Raw genomic sequence first — 15,703 nt, 5'->3', positions numbered from 1 at the left:
GTAATGATCAGCCTTGTGGCTCCGACCGGCATCGATCCGGTGACCTTTCGATTTTCAGTCGAACGCTCTACCAACTGAGCTACAGAGCCGCGCGGCGATGGTGCTGCCGCGTCCTAGACGAAGAGCCCTCTCCGAAGAAAGAGCTCGTCGCACGGAGCGACCCTGACGGGACTTGAACCCGCGACCTCCGCCGTGACAGGGCGGCACGCTAACCAACTGCGCTACAGGGCCATACTGGTGTTTTCAATTGTATCGGATGGAGTGACCCCAACGGGATTCGAACCCGTGCTACCGCCGTGAAAGGGCGGCGTCCTAGGCCGCTAAACGATGGGGCCGAGTCAGTCCCGGGAGGACTTCCTTGCCGACGCTCAAGCATAAGGGATGACGCGAGCAAATCGCGAATCGAGGGCGATGCGTCTTCCCCCGGGCGTGTTTCGGGAGGACCATGGAGGTCACGATGGTGCTGCGGGGGCCGTGCCATTTCGCTGGTGCGGATGTGAATGTTGTTGTTAGTGTGACATCTGTGAAACCGGCGGAAGGGGCCGCGTGAACGACAAGAATCCGGTGGATGCTGCCTCCGCCGCCTCCGCGGAGTGTGGCTGCGCGCCCAGTCCGGCCGAGAGCCATGCGTTCTGGAAGGCGGGCATCAGCCGTCGCGGGGCCATCGGCCTCGGCGCCCTCAGCGTGGTCGCCCTCAGCGCCTTCGGCATCTCGTCGGGCGTCTCCGCCGCCTACGCCGCGTCGTACCCGAGCTGGGACGACGTGCAGCGCGCCAAGCAGAACGAAGCCGCCAAGGCGGCCGAGGTCTCGCGGATCGAAGGCCTCATCCAGTCGCTGACGCAGAAGGTCGCCGAGACCCAGGCCGCCGCCGAGGCTGCGTCCAACGAGTTCTACAACGCCCAGCAGGCCTACTTCGCCGCGATCGCCGAAGCCGACGCGCTGCAGGAGAAGGCCGACGCCCAGGCCGCCGCGGCCGACGAGTCCGCCCGCAAGGCCGGGCAGGTCGCCGCGCAGCTGTATCGCAACGGCGGCGACAACACCTCGCTCGAGCTGTTCTTCGCCGGATCGGCCAGCAACGCCGATGAGCTCCTTGCGCGACTGGGCTCGATGGACAAGCTGCTCGAGTACAACCGCTCGGTGTACGACGACGCCGTCGCCGCCCGCAACGCCGCGCAGTCGCTCAGCGACCAGGCCGTCGTCGCGCGGGACGAGCGCGACCGGCTGCAGAAGATCGCCGAGGAGAAGATGGTCGCCGCGCAGCAGGCGGCCGATGCGGCGCAGGCCGCCCTCGACGAGCAGTCCGCGAACCTGGCGACCATGCAGGCGCAGCTCGCCGCGCTCAAGGACACCACCGCCACCACCGTCGCGCAGTACCAGGCCGGCGTCGAGGCCGCCCGCAAGGAGGCCGAGCGCCGTGCTGCCGAGGAGGCCGCCGCGAACGCGGGGGGCAACAGCGGTGGAGGAGGAACTCCGGGCTCCGGGGGATGGGTCCGTCCGCACGGCGGCTACCGCAGCTCCGGCTACGGTCCCCGTTCGCAGCAGTGCAACTCCCGCGGCTGCTCGTCCAGCTGGCACTACGGGGTCGACCTCGCGAACGGCTGCGGAGCGGCGATCTACGCGGCGCACTCGGGCACCGTCGACGCGGCCTTCTACAACGGCGGGTACGGCAACTACGTGCGCATCCAGCACGGCGGCGGTGTCGCCACGGGCTACGCGCACATCAAGCCGGGTGGCTTCGCGGTCCGCAACGGCCAGTGGGTCGAGGCCGGACAGGTCATCGCCTACGCCGGCAACACGGGCGGCTCGTTCGGCTGCCACCTGCACTTCGAGGTGTACATCAACGGCCGCTACACGAACCCCATCAACTTCATGGCCGACCGGGGCATCTCCGTCTGAGATCGGTCGCGCAGCAGAAGACCCCCGGAGCGTCGTGCTCCGGGGGTCTTCTGCATCAGCTCAGTGGCCCTGCTCGCCGAACCGGGCGATCGCCTCGTCGAGGATGCGCTGCGCCTCGGCGGCGTTCCCCCACTCGTCGACCTTGACCCACTTGTTGGGCTCCAGGTCCTTGTAGTGCTCGAAGAAGTGGGCGATCTCCTTCTTCGTGTACTCGGCGATGTCGTCGATGTCCTGGATGTGGGCCCAGCGCGGGTCCTTCGACAGGACCGCGACCAGCTTGTCGTCGCCGCCGGCCTCGTCGCTCATCTTGAGCACCGCGACGGGGCGGACCTCGACGACGACACCGGGGTAGATCGCGTGGTCGAGCAGCACCAGCACGTCGAGCGGATCGCCGTCTTCGCCGAGCGTGTTGTCGAAGTAGCCGTAGTCGGCCGGGTAGCCGAAGGTCGTGTACAGCACGCGGTCGAGGTGCACGCGCCCCGTCTCGTGGTCGACCTCGTACTTCACGCGGCTGCCGCGCGGGATCTCGATGACGGCGTCGTGTGCGCCCATGCGTGTGCTCCTCAGAAAGTTCGGTTGGATGCCGCCGACCAGCCTACTCGCGGGCCGGCGGCTCGACGTCCGTGCGGTGACCGCGTGCGCGCCGGTTCAGCAGGCGCGCGAGCGGCCCGTTCAGCAGCAGGAGCAGGAGCGCGGCGTAGCCGTTCGGCGCGGCGAGCGCGGCGATGACCAGGGCGATCGCGAACAGGATGATCGCGGCGAGGTCGCCGACGACGCCCGCGCGGAGCACCGACGCGGACGCCGTGGTGAGCTGCGGGTGGCGCAGCAGGTAGAGCCAGCCGCCGAGGGTCGTGACCTGCGTGCCGATCAGTGTCCCGATGTACACGACCGCCTGCAGCGGATCGGAGTCGAGCTGGCCGAGCATCGCCGTCGGCACCGGCAGCCACACGATCGTGGCCATCCAGCCCACGTTGATCCACAGCAGCGCCGGGGTGATCCGCTCGACGTCGCGGTACTGGCTGTGATGCCCCATCCAGAACACCGCGATGAGGAGGAAGCTCAGCGCGAAGCTCAGCAGCTGGCCGGAGTGCTCCGTGAAGAACTCGGCCGTGCTCCGATTCCCCGCCGCCGTGTCGGAGACGGCTTCCAGCAGCGGGAGGATGAGCAGCGTCATGGCGATCGCGACGACCGCGTCGACGAAGGCCGTGAACCGCTCGGTCCGATACAGGTACGGCCTCGCGTTCTCGGTCACCGCGCCAGAATATCGGCGAGGGTGGGCGGGAGCCAGGGGGCCGCGAGGCGCTGGCGGTGCCCTAGCGTGGAGTGATGCCGCCGCTCGATCCCGCCGTCGCCGAGATCCGCCTCGCTGTGCGCACCGCGCTCGCCGACCTCCCCGAAGGGAGCTCCGTGATCGTCGCGCTGTCGGGCGGTGCCGACTCCCTCGCGCTCGCCGCCGCCACCGCGTTCGAGGCCCCCAAGCGAGGTCTCCGCGTCGCCGCCGTCACGGTCGACCACGGGCTGCAGGACGACTCCGCCGCGGTGGCCGAGCGGGCCGCGCGAACCGCCGCGGACCTGGGCCTCGACCCCCTCGTCGTCCGGGTCGAGGTGTCGGGCGATGGCGGACCGGAGGCGGCCGCCCGCGACGCGAGGTACCGCGTGCTGCGAGACGCGGCGAACGACCTCCGGGCCGCGGCGGTGCTGCTCGGCCACACGCTCGACGATCAGGCGGAGACCGTGCTGCTCGGGCTCGCCCGGGGTTCCGGCGCCGCGAGCCTGCAGGGCATGGCCGTCGAGCGTGCCGACGGCGACGGTGTGCGGTGGCTTCGGCCGCTGCTCGGCGTGCGCCGTGCGACCACCCGGGCTTTCTGCGTGGCGGCCGGGCTCGACGCCTGGGACGACCCGCACAACCGCAACGACCGGTACAGCCGTGTCCGCGTGCGCGACCGCGTGCTGCCGGTGCTGGAGGCCGAGCTCGGCCCCGGGATCGCGGAGGCCCTGGCCCGCACGGCCGAGCAGCTGCGCGAGGACGCGGAGGCGTTCGACGAGATGATCCACGAGACCATCGAGGACATCGTCGAGCACGCCGAGGCCGGCATCTCCGTGAGCGTCGCCGCCCTCGCCGCCAACCCCGCCGCGCTGCGCAACCGCATCATCCGCCTCGTGGTGGACAGCGAGTTCGGCGTGAGCCTGACCCGCACCCAGACGGTCGAGGTCGCCCGCCTGGTCACCGACTGGAGCGGACAGGGCCCCATCGACCTGCCCGGCTGCTCGGCGCGGCGCCAGGGTGGGCGCCTCGTGTTCACCGCCGCCGGGCGCTGAGTCGCCGGGCGCGGCAGGTCGGGCGATCGCTACTTCTTGCCGCCGAACAGCCCGCCCAGGATGCCGCCCAGGTCGATCCCGCCACCCGAGCCGCTGCCGCCGCCGAGCAGGCCGCCCAGCACGTCGCCCAGGCCGCCGCCCGAGCCCGAGCCGCTCTGACCGCCGCCGCCGAGGATGCCGCCGATCACATCGCCGATCCCTCCGGAGCCCTCGGCCGTCGGCTCCGTCTTCGCCGTCTTGTCCTTCGTCGCGTTCGCGATCAGCCCCATCACGATGGGGGCGAGGATCGGCAGGAGCTTGCCGAAGTCGATACCAGGGGTCGCCTTCGACTCGGTGAGCTGCGTGGTGACCTCCTTCTCCTTCGACCCGAGGATGTGCGCGACGATCTTGCCGCCGTCGGCCTGATCGATGTCGTCGACCGAGGCGGCGCCCGTCGCGCCCTCGTGCTTCTTGAGCGCCTTCTGGATCGCGTCGGAGCCCTCGGGGGTCTCCGCGTTCTTCGCCAGCCCGCCGAGCAGCACCGCGCCGCCCTGCTCGACCGCGGTCTTCGCCTCGTCGTGCGAGACGCCGAGCTTCTTCGCGATGTCGTCGATCGGAACCTGGCTGAGGATGTCGTCGAGGGCCATGGGGATCCTTCCGTCGGGGGCGTCCGCCCGTGTCCCGCTCACAGTAGTGCGCTCGTGCGCGGATGGGGAGATGTCCCCATCGACCGCGACCGGGGCCTGCTCCTATCGTGAAGGCACGGGGGGAAGGAGCATCGATGACGGACCTCGATGTGCAGGGCGAGACGCTGGAGGCGGCCCGAGCGCGACTGACCGCGGCGGGTGCGCCGGTCGTCACCTCGTGCCTGTCCTTCGCCGGTACCGGTTCGCCGACGGTGGAGGCGGCGCTCGGCGAGATCGAGTCGCTCGTGTCGCAGGCCCTCTCGGCCCTCGCGCAGACGGCGGCCAACTCGGCCTCCGACGCGGCTGCGGCGGCGAGCACCTTCACCGCGTCGGACGACACTCTCGCGCAGGCGGCACGATGAGCCTGCCCGGACTGATCGACGACCCCGCCCGCGGCGACGTGGGTGCGGTGAACGGGGCGGCCACCGCGTTCACCACCCGCGCGACCTCCGCCCGCGCGCGCAAGGGCGACGCCGACACCGCGCTCGCGGGTCTGACGTCGATGACCGCCTCCGCGTCCGACGCCCTCGGTGCACGCGTCCTGCTCCTCGCGCAGCGGTTCGGGGAGGCCGCGGAGGGCCTCGACGGCATCTCCGCCGCGATCACGACGTACGCCACCGACCTCGAGGCGCTGAAGGGCGAGGCCGCCCGTCGACTCAGGGCGGCGCAGAACGCCTACGACCACATCTTCGTCCGCCGCGCCGAGGCGCTCAACGCCGCCAGCGAGTTCGTCACCGGGTGGGCGCTGGCCTGGGACGCGGTGCTGCCGTCGTGGATGTACCTGGACGACCCGGGCTACCTGCACCGCTGGCAGGCGGCGATCGACGCGTACCACGCCGCCCGTTCCTCCTACAACGCGCTGGCCGACGAGCGCGCGACGATCGATCAGCGCGCCGCGACCGCGCTCGCCGCGGTGCCCCTGGTCGTCGCCGTGACCCAGGGCGGGAAGGTCGGCCCCGGCGGCTTCTCGGCCGCCGGGCTCATCTGGGCCGGCGACGTGAACGGCATCACGGCGGAGTCGCTCGCCGGGCTGGGCGACCCCGGCATCATCCGCGAGACGTGGAACGCGATGGACGAGGAGACCCGCACGGCGCTCCTGGCGGCATCCTCCCTCCTGCTCGGCAACCTCAACGGCATCCCGATCCGCGACCGCGTCACGGCGAACCACAAGAACATCCGCGACGAGATCGCGCGACGCGAGGCTGAGATCGCCCGGCTGCAGGCGCTCGTGGACAGCCTCAAGACGGGCGACCGCGCGGACGCGTGGGAGGCGAAGGGCTACCTCGACGAGATCGCGAAGCTGCGCGAGCCGATCGACTACTGGCAGAGCCTGCTCGACCAGGACTACACGTGGTGGGACGAGAGCGAACGCAAGCACACCGACAAGGGCGCCGGTGCGCGCGTCGTCGTGTTCGACCCTGGTGCCGACGCGGTGGGCACCTACCACGGCCCCATCGACCCGACGACCGGCGACATCCCCGCCTGGATCCGCAACGTCGCCGTGTCGGTGCCGGGCACCACGACCACGATGACCAGCTTCGGCGACGGCACCGGCGCGCAGCTGTACCGCTCGGCGGGACCCGACACGGCCGTGTTCCAGTGGGCCGGCGGCACGTTCCCGCAGCTGGAGCTCCCCGGTCCGACCGATGCCTCCTACTCGCGCGACCTCGCCCCGAAGCTCGTGGACTTCGTCGCCGGGATCGACAAGCCGAGCGGTTCGACCCTGACCGTGCTGGGGCACAGCTACGGCGGCGCGACCGTGGGCCTCGCGGAGAAGGCCGGGCTCGTCGCCGACCGCATCCTCTACGTCTCGGCGGCCGGGATGGGGGCGGGAGTGAGCGGCGTCGAGGACTTTCCGCACACCTCGGGCGTGCCGCACTACTCGATGATGGCGCGCGGCGATCTCGTCGTCGGTCTCATCCAGGGCAACGGTGCCGGCCAGATGCACGGGCAGTCGCCACTCACGGCCGACGGCGTGACGCGCCTGGAGACCGGGTGGATCCAGGACGAGCGCGGCGGACGCGTCGTCGACCTGGAGGACTACAACGTCGAGGGGAACGGCACACCGCGCGGTATCGACAGCCACAGCTCGGTGTACGACCCGCGCTCCGTGGCCTTCGACAACATCATCGCCGTGATCACCGGCGGCGACGCGATGCTGTTCGCGCCGGACGACGTCTACAACCCGCGGCCGATCGTGGTGCCGGGTGGCGCCCCGATCGTCCAGGCCCCGGTGCGCACCGACGGCATCGACAAGCCGGACTTCGTGCCGGAGTACGCGAGGATCGAGGGATGACCAGGACCGCACGTGCCATCGCGCTGATGGCCGGCGTCCTCGTAGCCCTGACGCTGGGAGGATGCACCATGACCACCGACGAGAGCCGACTCGACGAATACCGGACAGAGGCCGAGGCGCTGGCCGACGAGATGGTCGGCATGATCCCGGCGGAGCTGGCCCCGACGACCGCTCCCGACGTCGAGTCGAGCGGACGCATGGTGCAGAACCCGGTCTCCGCCGACCCGTCGCCCGACGACCAGGTCTGGTGGCAGGTGGACGTCTACGTCGAGCCGGTGCAGCGCGCCGCAGCCTCCGAGGACGCGGCGAAGGCGATCGCGGCGGGTCTGCTCGACGACGGGTGGGAGCACACCGATGCGCGCGAGACCGGAGAGGGCCGGCGGACCGCGGACGCCTACGTGAAGGACGACTGGTACGTCGAGGTGACCTGGGTGCGCACGGAGGAGGGCAAGTTCGAGACCGTCGAGCTCTCGGTCCTCAGCCCCCGCACGACCCGCGGCGACCACGACGAGATCCGCTCCTGACGTCGATGCCGCCCGCCGGGGTCGGAGCATCCGGCGACGTCGCCTAAAATCGATCCATGCGCGCCGCGGAGATCCAGGACGACCTTGCACAGATCCTCGTCACCGAGGAGGAGATCACCGCGAAGCTGGAAGAGCTCGCCGCGCGCGTCGCGGCCGACTACGAAGGCAAAGACCTCCTGCTGGTGGGCGTGCTCAAGGGGGCGGTCATGGTCATGGCCGACTTCGCGCGGGCTCTGCCGTTCCACGCCCCGATGGACTGGATGGCGGTGTCGAGCTACGGCGCCAGCACCAAGTCCAGCGGCGTCGTGCAGATCCGCAAGGACCTCGACACCGACCTGCACGGCAAGCACGTGCTCATCGTGGAGGACATCATCGACTCCGGCCTCACCCTGAGCTGGCTGCTGGAGAACTTCGAGTCGCGCGGTGCCGAGTCGATCGAGGTGCTGGCGCTGCTGCGCAAGCCCGAGGCCGCGAAGGTCGAGATCGACTGCAAGTACGTCGGCTTCGACATCCCGGTCGAGTTCGTGGTGGGCTACGGCCTCGACTACGCCGAGCGCTACCGCAACCTCCGCGACGTCGCGGTCCTCGCGCCGCACGTCTACAGCTGAGCCTTCGTCGGGTCAGCGCGCCCCGCGGAACCGTTGCGCCGTGGGTGAACGCACAGCGGCCCCCTAGCGGGGAGGCGATACGCTGATCCGACCATGGATGTGAAGAAGCTCACCCGCAACCCGCTGATCTACGTCGCACTGATCGGCGTGCTGCTCTTCGGCGGATTCCTGCTGATCTCGAACCTGGGTGCGCCGAAGCAGATCACGACGCAGCAGGGCCTCGAGCTCCTCTCGGGCAAGACCGTCACCGAGGTCGTCACGACCGACGGCGACCAGCGCGTCGACATGACCCTGTCGAAGCCGTTCGAGGGTTCCGAGAACGTGCAGTTCTACTACGTCGAGGCGCGGGCGGACGAGGTCGTCTCCGCGATCGACGCCGCCGCCCCGAAGGACGGCTTCAACGACGCGGTGCCGCGCGCGACCTGGTTCGACGGCTTCCTCTCGCTCCTCCTCCCGCTCGTGCTCCTCGGCCTGCTGTTCTGGTGGCTGCTGTCGTCGATGCAGGGCGGTGGCGGCAAGGTCATGCAGTTCGGCAAGTCCAAGGCCAAGCTCGTCAACAAGGAGACGCCCACCGTCACGTTCGCCGACGTCGCCGGTGCCGACGAGGCGATCGAGGAGCTCCACGAGATCAAGGAGTTCTTGCAGGACCCGGCGAAGTTCCAGGCGATCGGCGCCCGCATCCCGAAGGGCGTGCTGCTGTACGGCCCTCCCGGAACCGGCAAGACGCTCCTCGCCCGTGCCGTCGCCGGGGAGGCCGGTGCCCCCTTCTACTCGATCTCCGGCTCGGACTTCGTCGAGATGTTCGTCGGCGTCGGCGCCTCGCGCGTGCGCGACCTGTTCAGCCAGGCGAAGGAGAACGCCCCCGCGATCATCTTCATCGACGAGATCGACGCCGTCGGCCGCCACCGCGGCGCCGGCATGGGCGGCGGCAACGACGAGCGCGAGCAGACGCTGAACCAGATGCTCGTCGAGATGGACGGCTTCGACCCGAACGCGAACGTCATCGTGATCGCGGCCACCAACCGCCCCGACATCCTCGACCCCGCGCTGCTGCGCCCCGGTCGCTTCGACCGCCAGATCGGCGTGGACGCGCCCGACCTCAAGGGCCGGCAGAAGATCCTCGAGGTGCACAGCAAGGGCAAGCCGCTGTCGAAGAGCGTCGACCTCGAGGTCGTCGCCCGCAAGACCCCGGGGTTCACCGGCGCCGATCTCGCGAACGTGCTCAACGAGGCCGCTCTGCTCACCGCCCGGTCGAACGCGCAGCTGATCGACAACCGCGCCCTCGACGAGGCCATCGACCGCGTGATCGCCGGCCCGCAGCGCCGCACCCGCGTGATGAAGGACAAGGAGAAGCTCATCACGGCGTACCACGAGGGTGGTCACGCGCTCGCCGCCGCCGCGATGAACTACACCGACCCGGTGACCAAGATCACGATCCTCCCGCGCGGCAAGGCCCTCGGCTACACGATGGTGCTGCCGATCGACGACAAGTACTCCGTCACCCGCAACGAGCTGCAGGATCAGCTGACCTACGCGATGGGCGGCCGCGTCGCGGAGGAGATCGTCTTCCACGACCCGACCACCGGGGCATCGAACGACATCGAGAAGGCGACCTCGATCGCCCGCAAGATGGTCATCGAGTACGGCATGACCACGCAGGTCGGCCCGGTCAAGCTCGGCACCGAGGGCGGCGACATGTTCGTGGCCAGGGACATGGGCCGCGGTCGCGAGTACTCCGAGAAGGTGGCGGAGCGGGTCGACGCCGAGGTGCGCGCCCTCATCGAGCAGGCGCACAACGAGGCGTACGCGGTGATCAGCGAGAACCGCGACATCCTCGACCGTCTCGCGCTGGCGCTGCTCGAGGAGGAGACCCTCGACCACAACCGCATCGCTGAGATCTTCACCGAGGTCAAGAAGCTGCCCGAGCGCCCGCTGTGGCTGTCGAGCGAAGACCGTCCGGTGTCGGAGCGCCCGCCGATCGAGGTCCCGAAGAAGGACGTGTCGCTCGCGGCCTCCGTCGAGGCGCCGTCCGCTGCCCCGCGTGCGCAGCAGGGATCGGCAGGAGCAGGCAACCCCCGCCCCGCGACGGCGTGACGTGACGGTCGACAGGGAGCGCGTCGAGCGGCTCACCCGCGAGCTGCTGGAGGCGATCGGCGAGGACCCGGACCGGCCGGGCATCAAGCAGACCCCGGCGCGCATGGCGGAGCTCTACGCGGAGTTCTTCTCCGGCGTGGGGGAGGACCCCGGAGCGCCCCTCGCGCACACGATCAGCGTGACGCGCGGTCCTGCCCCCGACACCCTGCCGTCCGGTGCGGTGCTGCTGCGCGACATCCGGTTCCGCTCGGTGTGCGAGCACCACCTGCTGCCGTTCGCCGGGCACGCGCACATCGCCTACCTTCCGGGCGAGCAGGTCGTCGGCCTCGGGGCGCTGGTGCGCGTGGTCGAGATCCTCGCGGCACGGCCGCAGGTGCAGGAGCGGCTCGGTGAGCAGATCGCCGACACGATCGCCGAGCACCTCGACACGCGGGGCGTGCTGGTGGTGCTCGATGCGAGCCACGGCTGCGTCACGATGCGCGGCGGACGGCAGACCGAGGCGTCGACCCTCACGATCGCCGCGCGCGGGGAGTACACCGACGCCGTCGCCAGGGCCGAGCTCGTGACCCTGATCGGCATGTCCGTCCCGTCCGCCGGCGCGTGCTGATGACCGGCATCTGGGGCATCGTCAATGTCACGCCCGACTCGTTCAGCGACGGCGGCCGCTACTTCGACGTGGAGCGCGCGGTGGAGCACGGCCTGCGGTTGCGGGCCGACGGCGCGACTGTGCTCGACGTCGGCGGGGAGTCGACCAGGCCGGGCGCGGAGCGTGTCGGTGCAGACGAGGAGCAGCGTCGCGTGCTCCCCGTGATCGAGCAGCTCGCGGCGGCCGGTGTGCCGGTGAGCGTGGACACGCTGAACGCCGCCACGGCCGCGGCGGCCGTGCGCGCGGGCGCCCGGATCGTGAACGACGTGTCGGGCGGCCTCGCCGATCCGGACATGCGTGCGGCCGTCGCCGAGTCGGGTGCCGACTACGCGATCGGCCACTGGCGCGGTTTCTCGGACGACATGTACGCGAGGGCGGAGTACCGCAGGGTGGCGCGCGACGTCGCGGGCGAGCTGCAGGAGCGGTTGGGGGAGGCCGCCGCCGCCGGCATCGCCCCGTCGCGAGTGATCCTCGACCCCGGGATCGGCTTCGCCAAGGCCGGGGCACAGAACTGGGACGTGCTGCGCGGCCTCGACGAGATCGTCGCGCTCGGCCCCCGCGTGCTCATCGGCACCTCGCGCAAGCGGTTCCTCGCCGAGGTGCTGCAGGGCGCACGGCCCGAAGACGGCGAGGTGACGCAGGCGCGACGCGATCTGGCGACCGCCGTCACGAGCGCCCTCGCCGCGCAGGCCGGGGTCTGGGCCGTCCGGGTGCACGACGTCGCCGCGACGCGCGACGCGCTCGCGGTCGCGAAAGCCTGGCGCGGCTGAGGCGGCGTCGGAGCCGCGCCGTACGCTAGAGGCATGGACTTCCTCGACGAGATCGTGCTGACAGGGCTGACGGTGTTCGGCCGCCACGGGGTCTACGCGCACGAGCGCGAGGAGGGGCAGGAGTTCACGATCGACCTGCGTCTGCGGCTCTCGCTGGAGCAGGCCGCCGGATCGGACGACGTGGCCGACACGGTGCACTACGGCGAGCTGGCGGAACGCGTGGCCGCGGTGGTCGCCGGCGAGCCGGTCAACCTCATCGAGACCCTGGCGGAGCGCATCGCCGCGGTCGCCCTCGACGACCGTCGCGTGCAGGGCGTCACCGTCACGGTGCACAAGCCGCACGCGCCCATCCCGCTGGAGTTCGCCGATGTGGCCGTCACGGTGCACCGCACCCGGGCGCCGGAGACCCTGGAGGACATCACGGTATGAGCCGCAATCTCACGCGCCCGCCCGACGTTCCCGCCCCACGTCCCGGTCGCCCGGAGACTGTCGCGGTCGTGGCGCTCGGGGCGAACCTGGGCGACCGGCAGGAGACGATCCGCGCGGCCGTCGAGCGCATCCGTCGGCTGCCGCTGGTGAGCGACGTGCGCGTCTCGCGGCTGTTCGAGACGGTGGCGGTGCGCCTCGACGGTCCCGACCCCGACGCCCCGGGCTACGTCAACGCGGTCGCGCTCGTCACCACGCGCCTGGCGCCGGAGATCCTGCTGGGCATGCTGCACGCGATCGAGGACGAGAACGGGCGCGTGCGGGAGGAACGGTGGGGCGACCGCACGCTCGACCTCGACCTCATCGCGTACGGCGATGTCGAATCGGACGACCCGCGGCTGGAGCTGCCGCATCCGCGCGCGGCCGAGCGCCTGTTCGTGCTGGAACCGTGGCTCGACGTCGACCCCGGCGCCGCACTGGTCGGACACGGACGCGTCGACGACCTCGTGGCGGGGCTGCGGGCGCGGGGCGACGCATGAAGCGCACGTCCGCCGGGCTGCTGGCCGTGCTCGCCCTCCTCGGGGGCGCCGCGGGGTTCGCGCTCGACCAGATGCTGACCGCGGGAGGGCGGGCCACGTTCACGCCGTCGCTGCTGCTGCCCGTGCTGCTCGTGCTCATCGCGATCGCGGCGCTCGGAGTCGCCTGGCCGGTGCGCCGCAGCGTCCGCTCCGGAACGCGTATCGACCCGTTCCGCGCGCTTCGTGCCGCGACACTGGCGCGGGCGTCGAGCCTGCTCGGCGCGATCATGGCCGGCTTCGGCGCAGGACTGCTGCTCTTCCTTCTGACGAGGCCGATCGATCCGCCGGTAGGGTCGACAGTGGCGATGGCCGCGCTGATCGCGAGTGCAGTCGTGCTCGTCGTGGCCGCCCTCATCGCTGAACAGTTCTGCACCCTCCCGAAGGATCCTGATGACTCAGAACCCAGAGACCGCGCCCCTGAACCCGGCGGAGGGCACTGACCTCGACGCGCTGGACCGCGGCACGTACACGCAGTTGCGCACGGCGCGCAACGAGGCACGCCTCGAGCTCGACGGCACGTGGCACCAGATCTCGCCGCGGTACGTCGTGTCGCAGATCGTGCAGAACGTCATCTTCCTGGTGATCGTCGCCGTCGCCGCGGTGGTGCTGAACGTCGTGCTCGAGCAGGACTGGGTCTGGATCCCCGCGGGCGCGATCATCCTGATCACCCTGATCACGCTCGTGATCCTGCCGCGGCAGGCGCGCGCGATCGGCTACATGCTGCGCGCGGACGACATCGTGTTCCGCAAGGGGATCCTGTGGCAGCGCATGATCGCCGTGCCGTACGGGCGCATGCAGCTGGTCGACATCACGCAGGGCCCGCTCGACCGGGCGTTCGGCGTGTCCCAGCTGAAGATGGTGACGGCGGCGGCGACGACGGGCGTGCAGATCCCCGGACTCACCCAGGCGGCGGCCGAGGCCCTGCGCGACACGCTCATCCAGGTGGCCGAGACCCGCCGGACCGGCCTGTGAGCGAGGCGCAGCTCCCCGGCTCCGCGGTCGGTCAGGCCGCGGCGCCGCCGACGAACCTCGCCGACGGCGAGTGGCACCGCATGCATCCGCTCACGCCGCTGTTCAACGGCGGCCTCGCGCTGATCATCGTGGCCGGCATCGTGATCGCCAACATGCGCGATCGCGTGATCGCATGGCTGGTCGGCATGTTCACGCCGGAGGAGGCGCACTACGGCGACTACACCGGCGGCGATCCGGTGGACTGGGTGCTCTCGAACAACCTGGCGCTCGTGGCGCTGCTCGGGGTGCTGGCGCTCGTCGTCGTGCTCGTGGCGATCTTCTGGTTCGTGTGGCGCTTCCAGCAGTTCCGCATCACGGGCGACCACGTGGAGGTGCGCAAGGGCATCATCTTCCGGTCGCACCGGCGTGCGCCGCTCGACCGCGTGCAGGGCGTGAACCTGACGCGCCCGTTCCCCGCGCGCATCATCGGTCTCGCGAAGCTGGAGGTGGTCGGGGCGGGCAACGACGCCAACGTCGAGCTCGAATACCTGGCCACGCCTCGGGCGGAGGGCGTGCGCGCGGAGATCCTGCGTCTGGCGTCGGGTGCCCGGGCCGCCCGGCACGCCGCCATGAACCCGGGTGCGGAGGTGCCGGGGGAGCGGGCGTCGGCACGGTCGCAGCTCGTCGGCTCGATGAACCAGGGGGTCACCGGCCTCATCGCGGGCGTCGATCTGGAAGACGTGGTGCCGGAGAGCGTCGTGAAGATCCCCACGGGGCGTCTGATCGGCTCGCAGGTGATCTCGGGTCTGCTGTGGCTCGTGTTCTTCGGTGCGATCTTCGCGATCGCGATCGGCAGCACGATCATCGGGGTCCTCGTCGACGGCGATCCGGACGGCGGCATCGTGCTGCTCGGGATCGGGCTCGGCATGGGCGTGCCGATGGTGGTGGCCGTCGTCGGTATCACCTGGGCGCAGATCTCCAAGTCGCTGCGCTACTCGATCGCGCCGACGCCGGACGGCGTGCGCATCACCTACGGGCTGCTCACCACCGTCACCGAGACGCTTCCGCCCGGCCGCATCTTCGCGGTCGAGGTGTCGCAGTCGCTGCTGTGGCGTCCATTCGGCTGGTGGACCATCAAGATCAACCGGATGAGCGGCAAGAGCGCGGCGCAGCAGTCCTCCGGCAGCGGCCAGCAGTTCAACGTGGTGCTGCCGGTGGGCAAGCGCGCCGATGTCGAGCGGGTGCTCGCGCTGGTGCTTCCCGACCTTCCGCCCGCGAGCATCCCGCTGCTGTGGGAGCAGGGCGTCGTGGGTCCCGCCGCGGACGACCCCTACCGCACCATGCCGCAGCGCGCGTGGTGGCGGCGGCCCTTCTCCTGGAGACGCCACGGCTACGCGGTGACCGCGGACGGGCTGCTGCTGCGGCGGGGCATCGTCTGGCGCAAGCTCGCGGTGTTCCCGCTGGCCCGACTGCAGGGCGTGTCGCTGAACCAGGGGCCGATCGATCGGGCGCAGCGGGTGTCCGGCGCGCAGGTGCACACCGTCCCCGGCCCGATCACCGGGATCCTCGCGGGGCTGGAGCGCGCGGACGCCCTCGCTCTGCTGGACGACGTCAGCCGCGCGGCCGCTGAGGCGGCGTCGCGCGACCGCACGCACCGGTGGAGCGAGCACGCGGTCGCGCCGGAGCCCCCGGCGTTCACCGGTCCGCCGCCACCTCCGGGTGCACGGCCTGCGCCCTTCGCCCCGCCCGTGGGGTCGCCCGCGGTGCCGCCGGTGGGGTCGCCTCCCGCGGTACCTCCGGTGCAGCCTCCCGCGGTGCCTCGGGTGCAGTCGCCCGCCGTGCAGCCGTCCGCGGCGCCTGCAGTGCAGTCGCCCGCGGTGCCTCCGGTGGGGTCGCCTCCGGTGCAGCCTCCCGCGGTGCCTCCGGTGGG

17 protein-coding genes and 3 tRNA genes are annotated in these 15,703 nt (G+C 71.1%); 14 read left to right on the top strand and 6 right to left on the bottom strand.

Features of this window, described 5'->3' with window-relative positions:
- Positions 1 to 16: 16 nt before the first annotated feature.
- The 3 genes from DW297_RS00390 to DW297_RS00380 all read right to left on the bottom strand — a co-directional run bounded on the left by DW297_RS00390 (position 17) and on the right by DW297_RS00380 (position 335).
- A tRNA-Phe gene (locus DW297_RS00390) sits at positions 17 to 89 on the bottom strand.
- Between the two features lie 68 nt (positions 90 to 157).
- Positions 158 to 231: transfer RNA gene (locus DW297_RS00385), tRNA-Asp, on the bottom strand.
- A gap of 31 nt (positions 232 to 262) precedes the next feature.
- Positions 263 to 335: transfer RNA gene (locus tag DW297_RS00380), tRNA-Glu, on the bottom strand.
- A 211-nt stretch (positions 336 to 546) separates the two neighbouring features.
- On the opposite strand from DW297_RS00380, the gene DW297_RS00375 reads away from it, so the two are divergent.
- Positions 547 to 1,896: a M23 family metallopeptidase gene (locus tag DW297_RS00375; RefSeq protein WP_136028535.1), complete on the top strand. Its 1,350-nt coding sequence runs from the start codon at positions 547 to 549 to the stop codon at positions 1,894 to 1,896.
- 60 nt (positions 1,897 to 1,956) lie between these two features.
- On the opposite strand, the gene ppa is transcribed toward DW297_RS00375, so the two are convergent.
- Positions 1,957 to 2,448 (bottom strand): inorganic diphosphatase, encoded by a 492-nt coding sequence (ppa, locus tag DW297_RS00370; protein ID WP_096713254.1) that lies wholly within the window; start codon positions 2,446 to 2,448, stop codon positions 1,957 to 1,959.
- A gap of 43 nt (positions 2,449 to 2,491) precedes the next feature.
- Entirely contained in the window at positions 2,492 to 3,148 is a 657-nt protein-coding gene (locus DW297_RS00365) for a TMEM175 family protein (RefSeq protein WP_136028534.1), read from the bottom strand.
- Between the two features lie 74 nt (positions 3,149 to 3,222).
- Between DW297_RS00365 and tilS the strand changes: the two genes are divergently transcribed.
- Complete coding sequence (tilS, locus tag DW297_RS00360) at positions 3,223 to 4,215, top strand: tRNA lysidine(34) synthetase TilS (RefSeq protein ID WP_136028533.1); 993 nt, start codon at positions 3,223 to 3,225, stop codon at positions 4,213 to 4,215.
- Positions 4,216 to 4,244: 29 nt separating this feature from the next.
- On the opposite strand, the gene DW297_RS00355 is transcribed toward tilS, so the two are convergent.
- A complete protein-coding gene (locus DW297_RS00355) occupies positions 4,245 to 4,841 on the bottom strand; it encodes a DUF937 domain-containing protein (protein ID WP_136028532.1) in 597 nt (198 codons plus the stop codon).
- A 134-nt stretch (positions 4,842 to 4,975) separates the two neighbouring features.
- Between DW297_RS00355 and DW297_RS00350 the strand changes: the two genes are divergently transcribed.
- The 12 genes from DW297_RS00350 to DW297_RS00295 all read left to right on the top strand — a co-directional run.
- Positions 4,976 to 5,242: a hypothetical protein gene (locus DW297_RS00350; protein ID WP_136028531.1), complete on the top strand. Its 267-nt coding sequence runs from the start codon at positions 4,976 to 4,978 to the stop codon at positions 5,240 to 5,242.
- Positions 5,239 to 7,176 (top strand): alpha/beta hydrolase, encoded by a 1,938-nt coding sequence (locus tag DW297_RS00345; RefSeq protein WP_136028530.1) that lies wholly within the window; start codon positions 5,239 to 5,241, stop codon positions 7,174 to 7,176. The genes DW297_RS00350 and DW297_RS00345 overlap by 4 nt, the downstream gene beginning before the upstream one ends.
- Complete coding sequence (locus DW297_RS00340; RefSeq protein ID WP_136028529.1) at positions 7,173 to 7,700, top strand: hypothetical protein; 528 nt, start codon at positions 7,173 to 7,175, stop codon at positions 7,698 to 7,700. The genes DW297_RS00345 and DW297_RS00340 overlap by 4 nt, the downstream gene beginning before the upstream one ends.
- Before the next feature lie 56 nt (positions 7,701 to 7,756).
- Positions 7,757 to 8,308: a hypoxanthine phosphoribosyltransferase gene (gene hpt, locus DW297_RS00335; RefSeq protein ID WP_136028528.1), complete on the top strand. Its 552-nt coding sequence runs from the start codon at positions 7,757 to 7,759 to the stop codon at positions 8,306 to 8,308.
- Positions 8,309 to 8,401: 93 nt separating this feature from the next.
- Positions 8,402 to 10,402, top strand: coding sequence for an ATP-dependent zinc metalloprotease FtsH (gene ftsH / locus DW297_RS00330; protein ID WP_136028527.1), 2,001 nt, complete (start codon positions 8,402 to 8,404; stop codon positions 10,400 to 10,402).
- Position 10,403: 1 nt separating this feature from the next.
- A complete protein-coding gene (folE, locus tag DW297_RS00325; RefSeq protein WP_168442758.1) occupies positions 10,404 to 11,009 on the top strand; it encodes a GTP cyclohydrolase I in 606 nt (201 codons plus the stop codon).
- Positions 11,009 to 11,818 carry a dihydropteroate synthase gene (gene folP, locus DW297_RS00320; protein WP_136028525.1) on the top strand — a complete coding sequence of 270 codons (810 nt, stop codon included), beginning with the start codon at positions 11,009 to 11,011 and terminating at the stop codon, positions 11,816 to 11,818. The genes folE and folP overlap by 1 nt, the downstream gene beginning before the upstream one ends.
- A gap of 33 nt (positions 11,819 to 11,851) precedes the next feature.
- Positions 11,852 to 12,247 carry a dihydroneopterin aldolase gene (gene folB, locus DW297_RS00315; protein WP_136028524.1) on the top strand — a complete coding sequence of 132 codons (396 nt, stop codon included), beginning with the start codon at positions 11,852 to 11,854 and terminating at the stop codon, positions 12,245 to 12,247.
- On the top strand, positions 12,244 to 12,783 hold the full coding sequence (gene folK, locus DW297_RS00310; protein WP_136028523.1) for a 2-amino-4-hydroxy-6-hydroxymethyldihydropteridine diphosphokinase: 540 nt from the start codon (positions 12,244 to 12,246) through the stop codon (positions 12,781 to 12,783). The genes folB and folK overlap by 4 nt, the downstream gene beginning before the upstream one ends.
- Positions 12,780 to 13,262, top strand: a complete 483-nt coding sequence (locus tag DW297_RS00305) for a DUF3180 family protein (RefSeq protein ID WP_136028522.1) — start codon at positions 12,780 to 12,782, stop codon at positions 13,260 to 13,262. The genes folK and DW297_RS00305 overlap by 4 nt, the downstream gene beginning before the upstream one ends.
- Positions 13,213 to 13,794, top strand: a complete 582-nt coding sequence (locus DW297_RS00300) for a PH domain-containing protein (RefSeq protein ID WP_136028521.1) — start codon at positions 13,213 to 13,215, stop codon at positions 13,792 to 13,794. Before DW297_RS00305 ends, DW297_RS00300 begins: the two co-directional genes overlap by 50 nt.
- Positions 13,791 to 15,703 (top strand): PH domain-containing protein (locus DW297_RS00295; protein ID WP_275092277.1); only part of this gene is annotated, 1,913 nt, incomplete at its 3' end. The genes DW297_RS00300 and DW297_RS00295, both read left to right, overlap by 4 nt.

The organism is Microbacterium sp. PF5 (assembly GCF_004794315.1).
Classification (GTDB): domain Bacteria; phylum Actinomycetota; class Actinomycetes; order Actinomycetales; family Microbacteriaceae; genus Microbacterium; species Microbacterium sufflavum.
The sequence above is the reverse complement of the archived record's forward strand: the minus strand, read 5'-3'. Positions and strand labels throughout refer to the sequence as shown.

What these genes read in the sequence shown, in the direction of transcription:
- ppa (WP_096713254.1), bottom strand. Translation starts at nt 2,448, where the DNA reads ATGGGCGCACACGACGCCGTCATCGAGATCCCGCGCGGCAGCCGCGTG.
- tilS (WP_136028533.1), top strand. Translation starts at nt 3,223, where the DNA reads ATGCCGCCGCTCGATCCCGCCGTCGCCGAGATCCGCCTCGCTGTGCGC.
- DW297_RS00355 (WP_136028532.1), bottom strand. Translation starts at nt 4,841, where the DNA reads ATGGCCCTCGACGACATCCTCAGCCAGGTTCCGATCGACGACATCGCG.
- DW297_RS00350 (WP_136028531.1), top strand. Translation starts at nt 4,976, where the DNA reads ATGACGGACCTCGATGTGCAGGGCGAGACGCTGGAGGCGGCCCGAGCG.
- DW297_RS00345 (WP_136028530.1), top strand. Translation starts at nt 5,239, where the DNA reads ATGAGCCTGCCCGGACTGATCGACGACCCCGCCCGCGGCGACGTGGGT.
- DW297_RS00340 (WP_136028529.1), top strand. Translation starts at nt 7,173, where the DNA reads ATGACCAGGACCGCACGTGCCATCGCGCTGATGGCCGGCGTCCTCGTA.
- hpt (WP_136028528.1), top strand. Translation starts at nt 7,757, where the DNA reads ATGCGCGCCGCGGAGATCCAGGACGACCTTGCACAGATCCTCGTCACC.
- ftsH (WP_136028527.1), top strand. Translation starts at nt 8,402, where the DNA reads ATGGATGTGAAGAAGCTCACCCGCAACCCGCTGATCTACGTCGCACTG.
- folP (WP_136028525.1), top strand. Translation starts at nt 11,009, where the DNA reads ATGACCGGCATCTGGGGCATCGTCAATGTCACGCCCGACTCGTTCAGC.
- folB (WP_136028524.1), top strand. Translation starts at nt 11,852, where the DNA reads ATGGACTTCCTCGACGAGATCGTGCTGACAGGGCTGACGGTGTTCGGC.
- folK (WP_136028523.1), top strand. Translation starts at nt 12,244, where the DNA reads ATGAGCCGCAATCTCACGCGCCCGCCCGACGTTCCCGCCCCACGTCCC.
- DW297_RS00305 (WP_136028522.1), top strand. Translation starts at nt 12,780, where the DNA reads ATGAAGCGCACGTCCGCCGGGCTGCTGGCCGTGCTCGCCCTCCTCGGG.
- DW297_RS00300 (WP_136028521.1), top strand. Translation starts at nt 13,213, where the DNA reads ATGACTCAGAACCCAGAGACCGCGCCCCTGAACCCGGCGGAGGGCACT.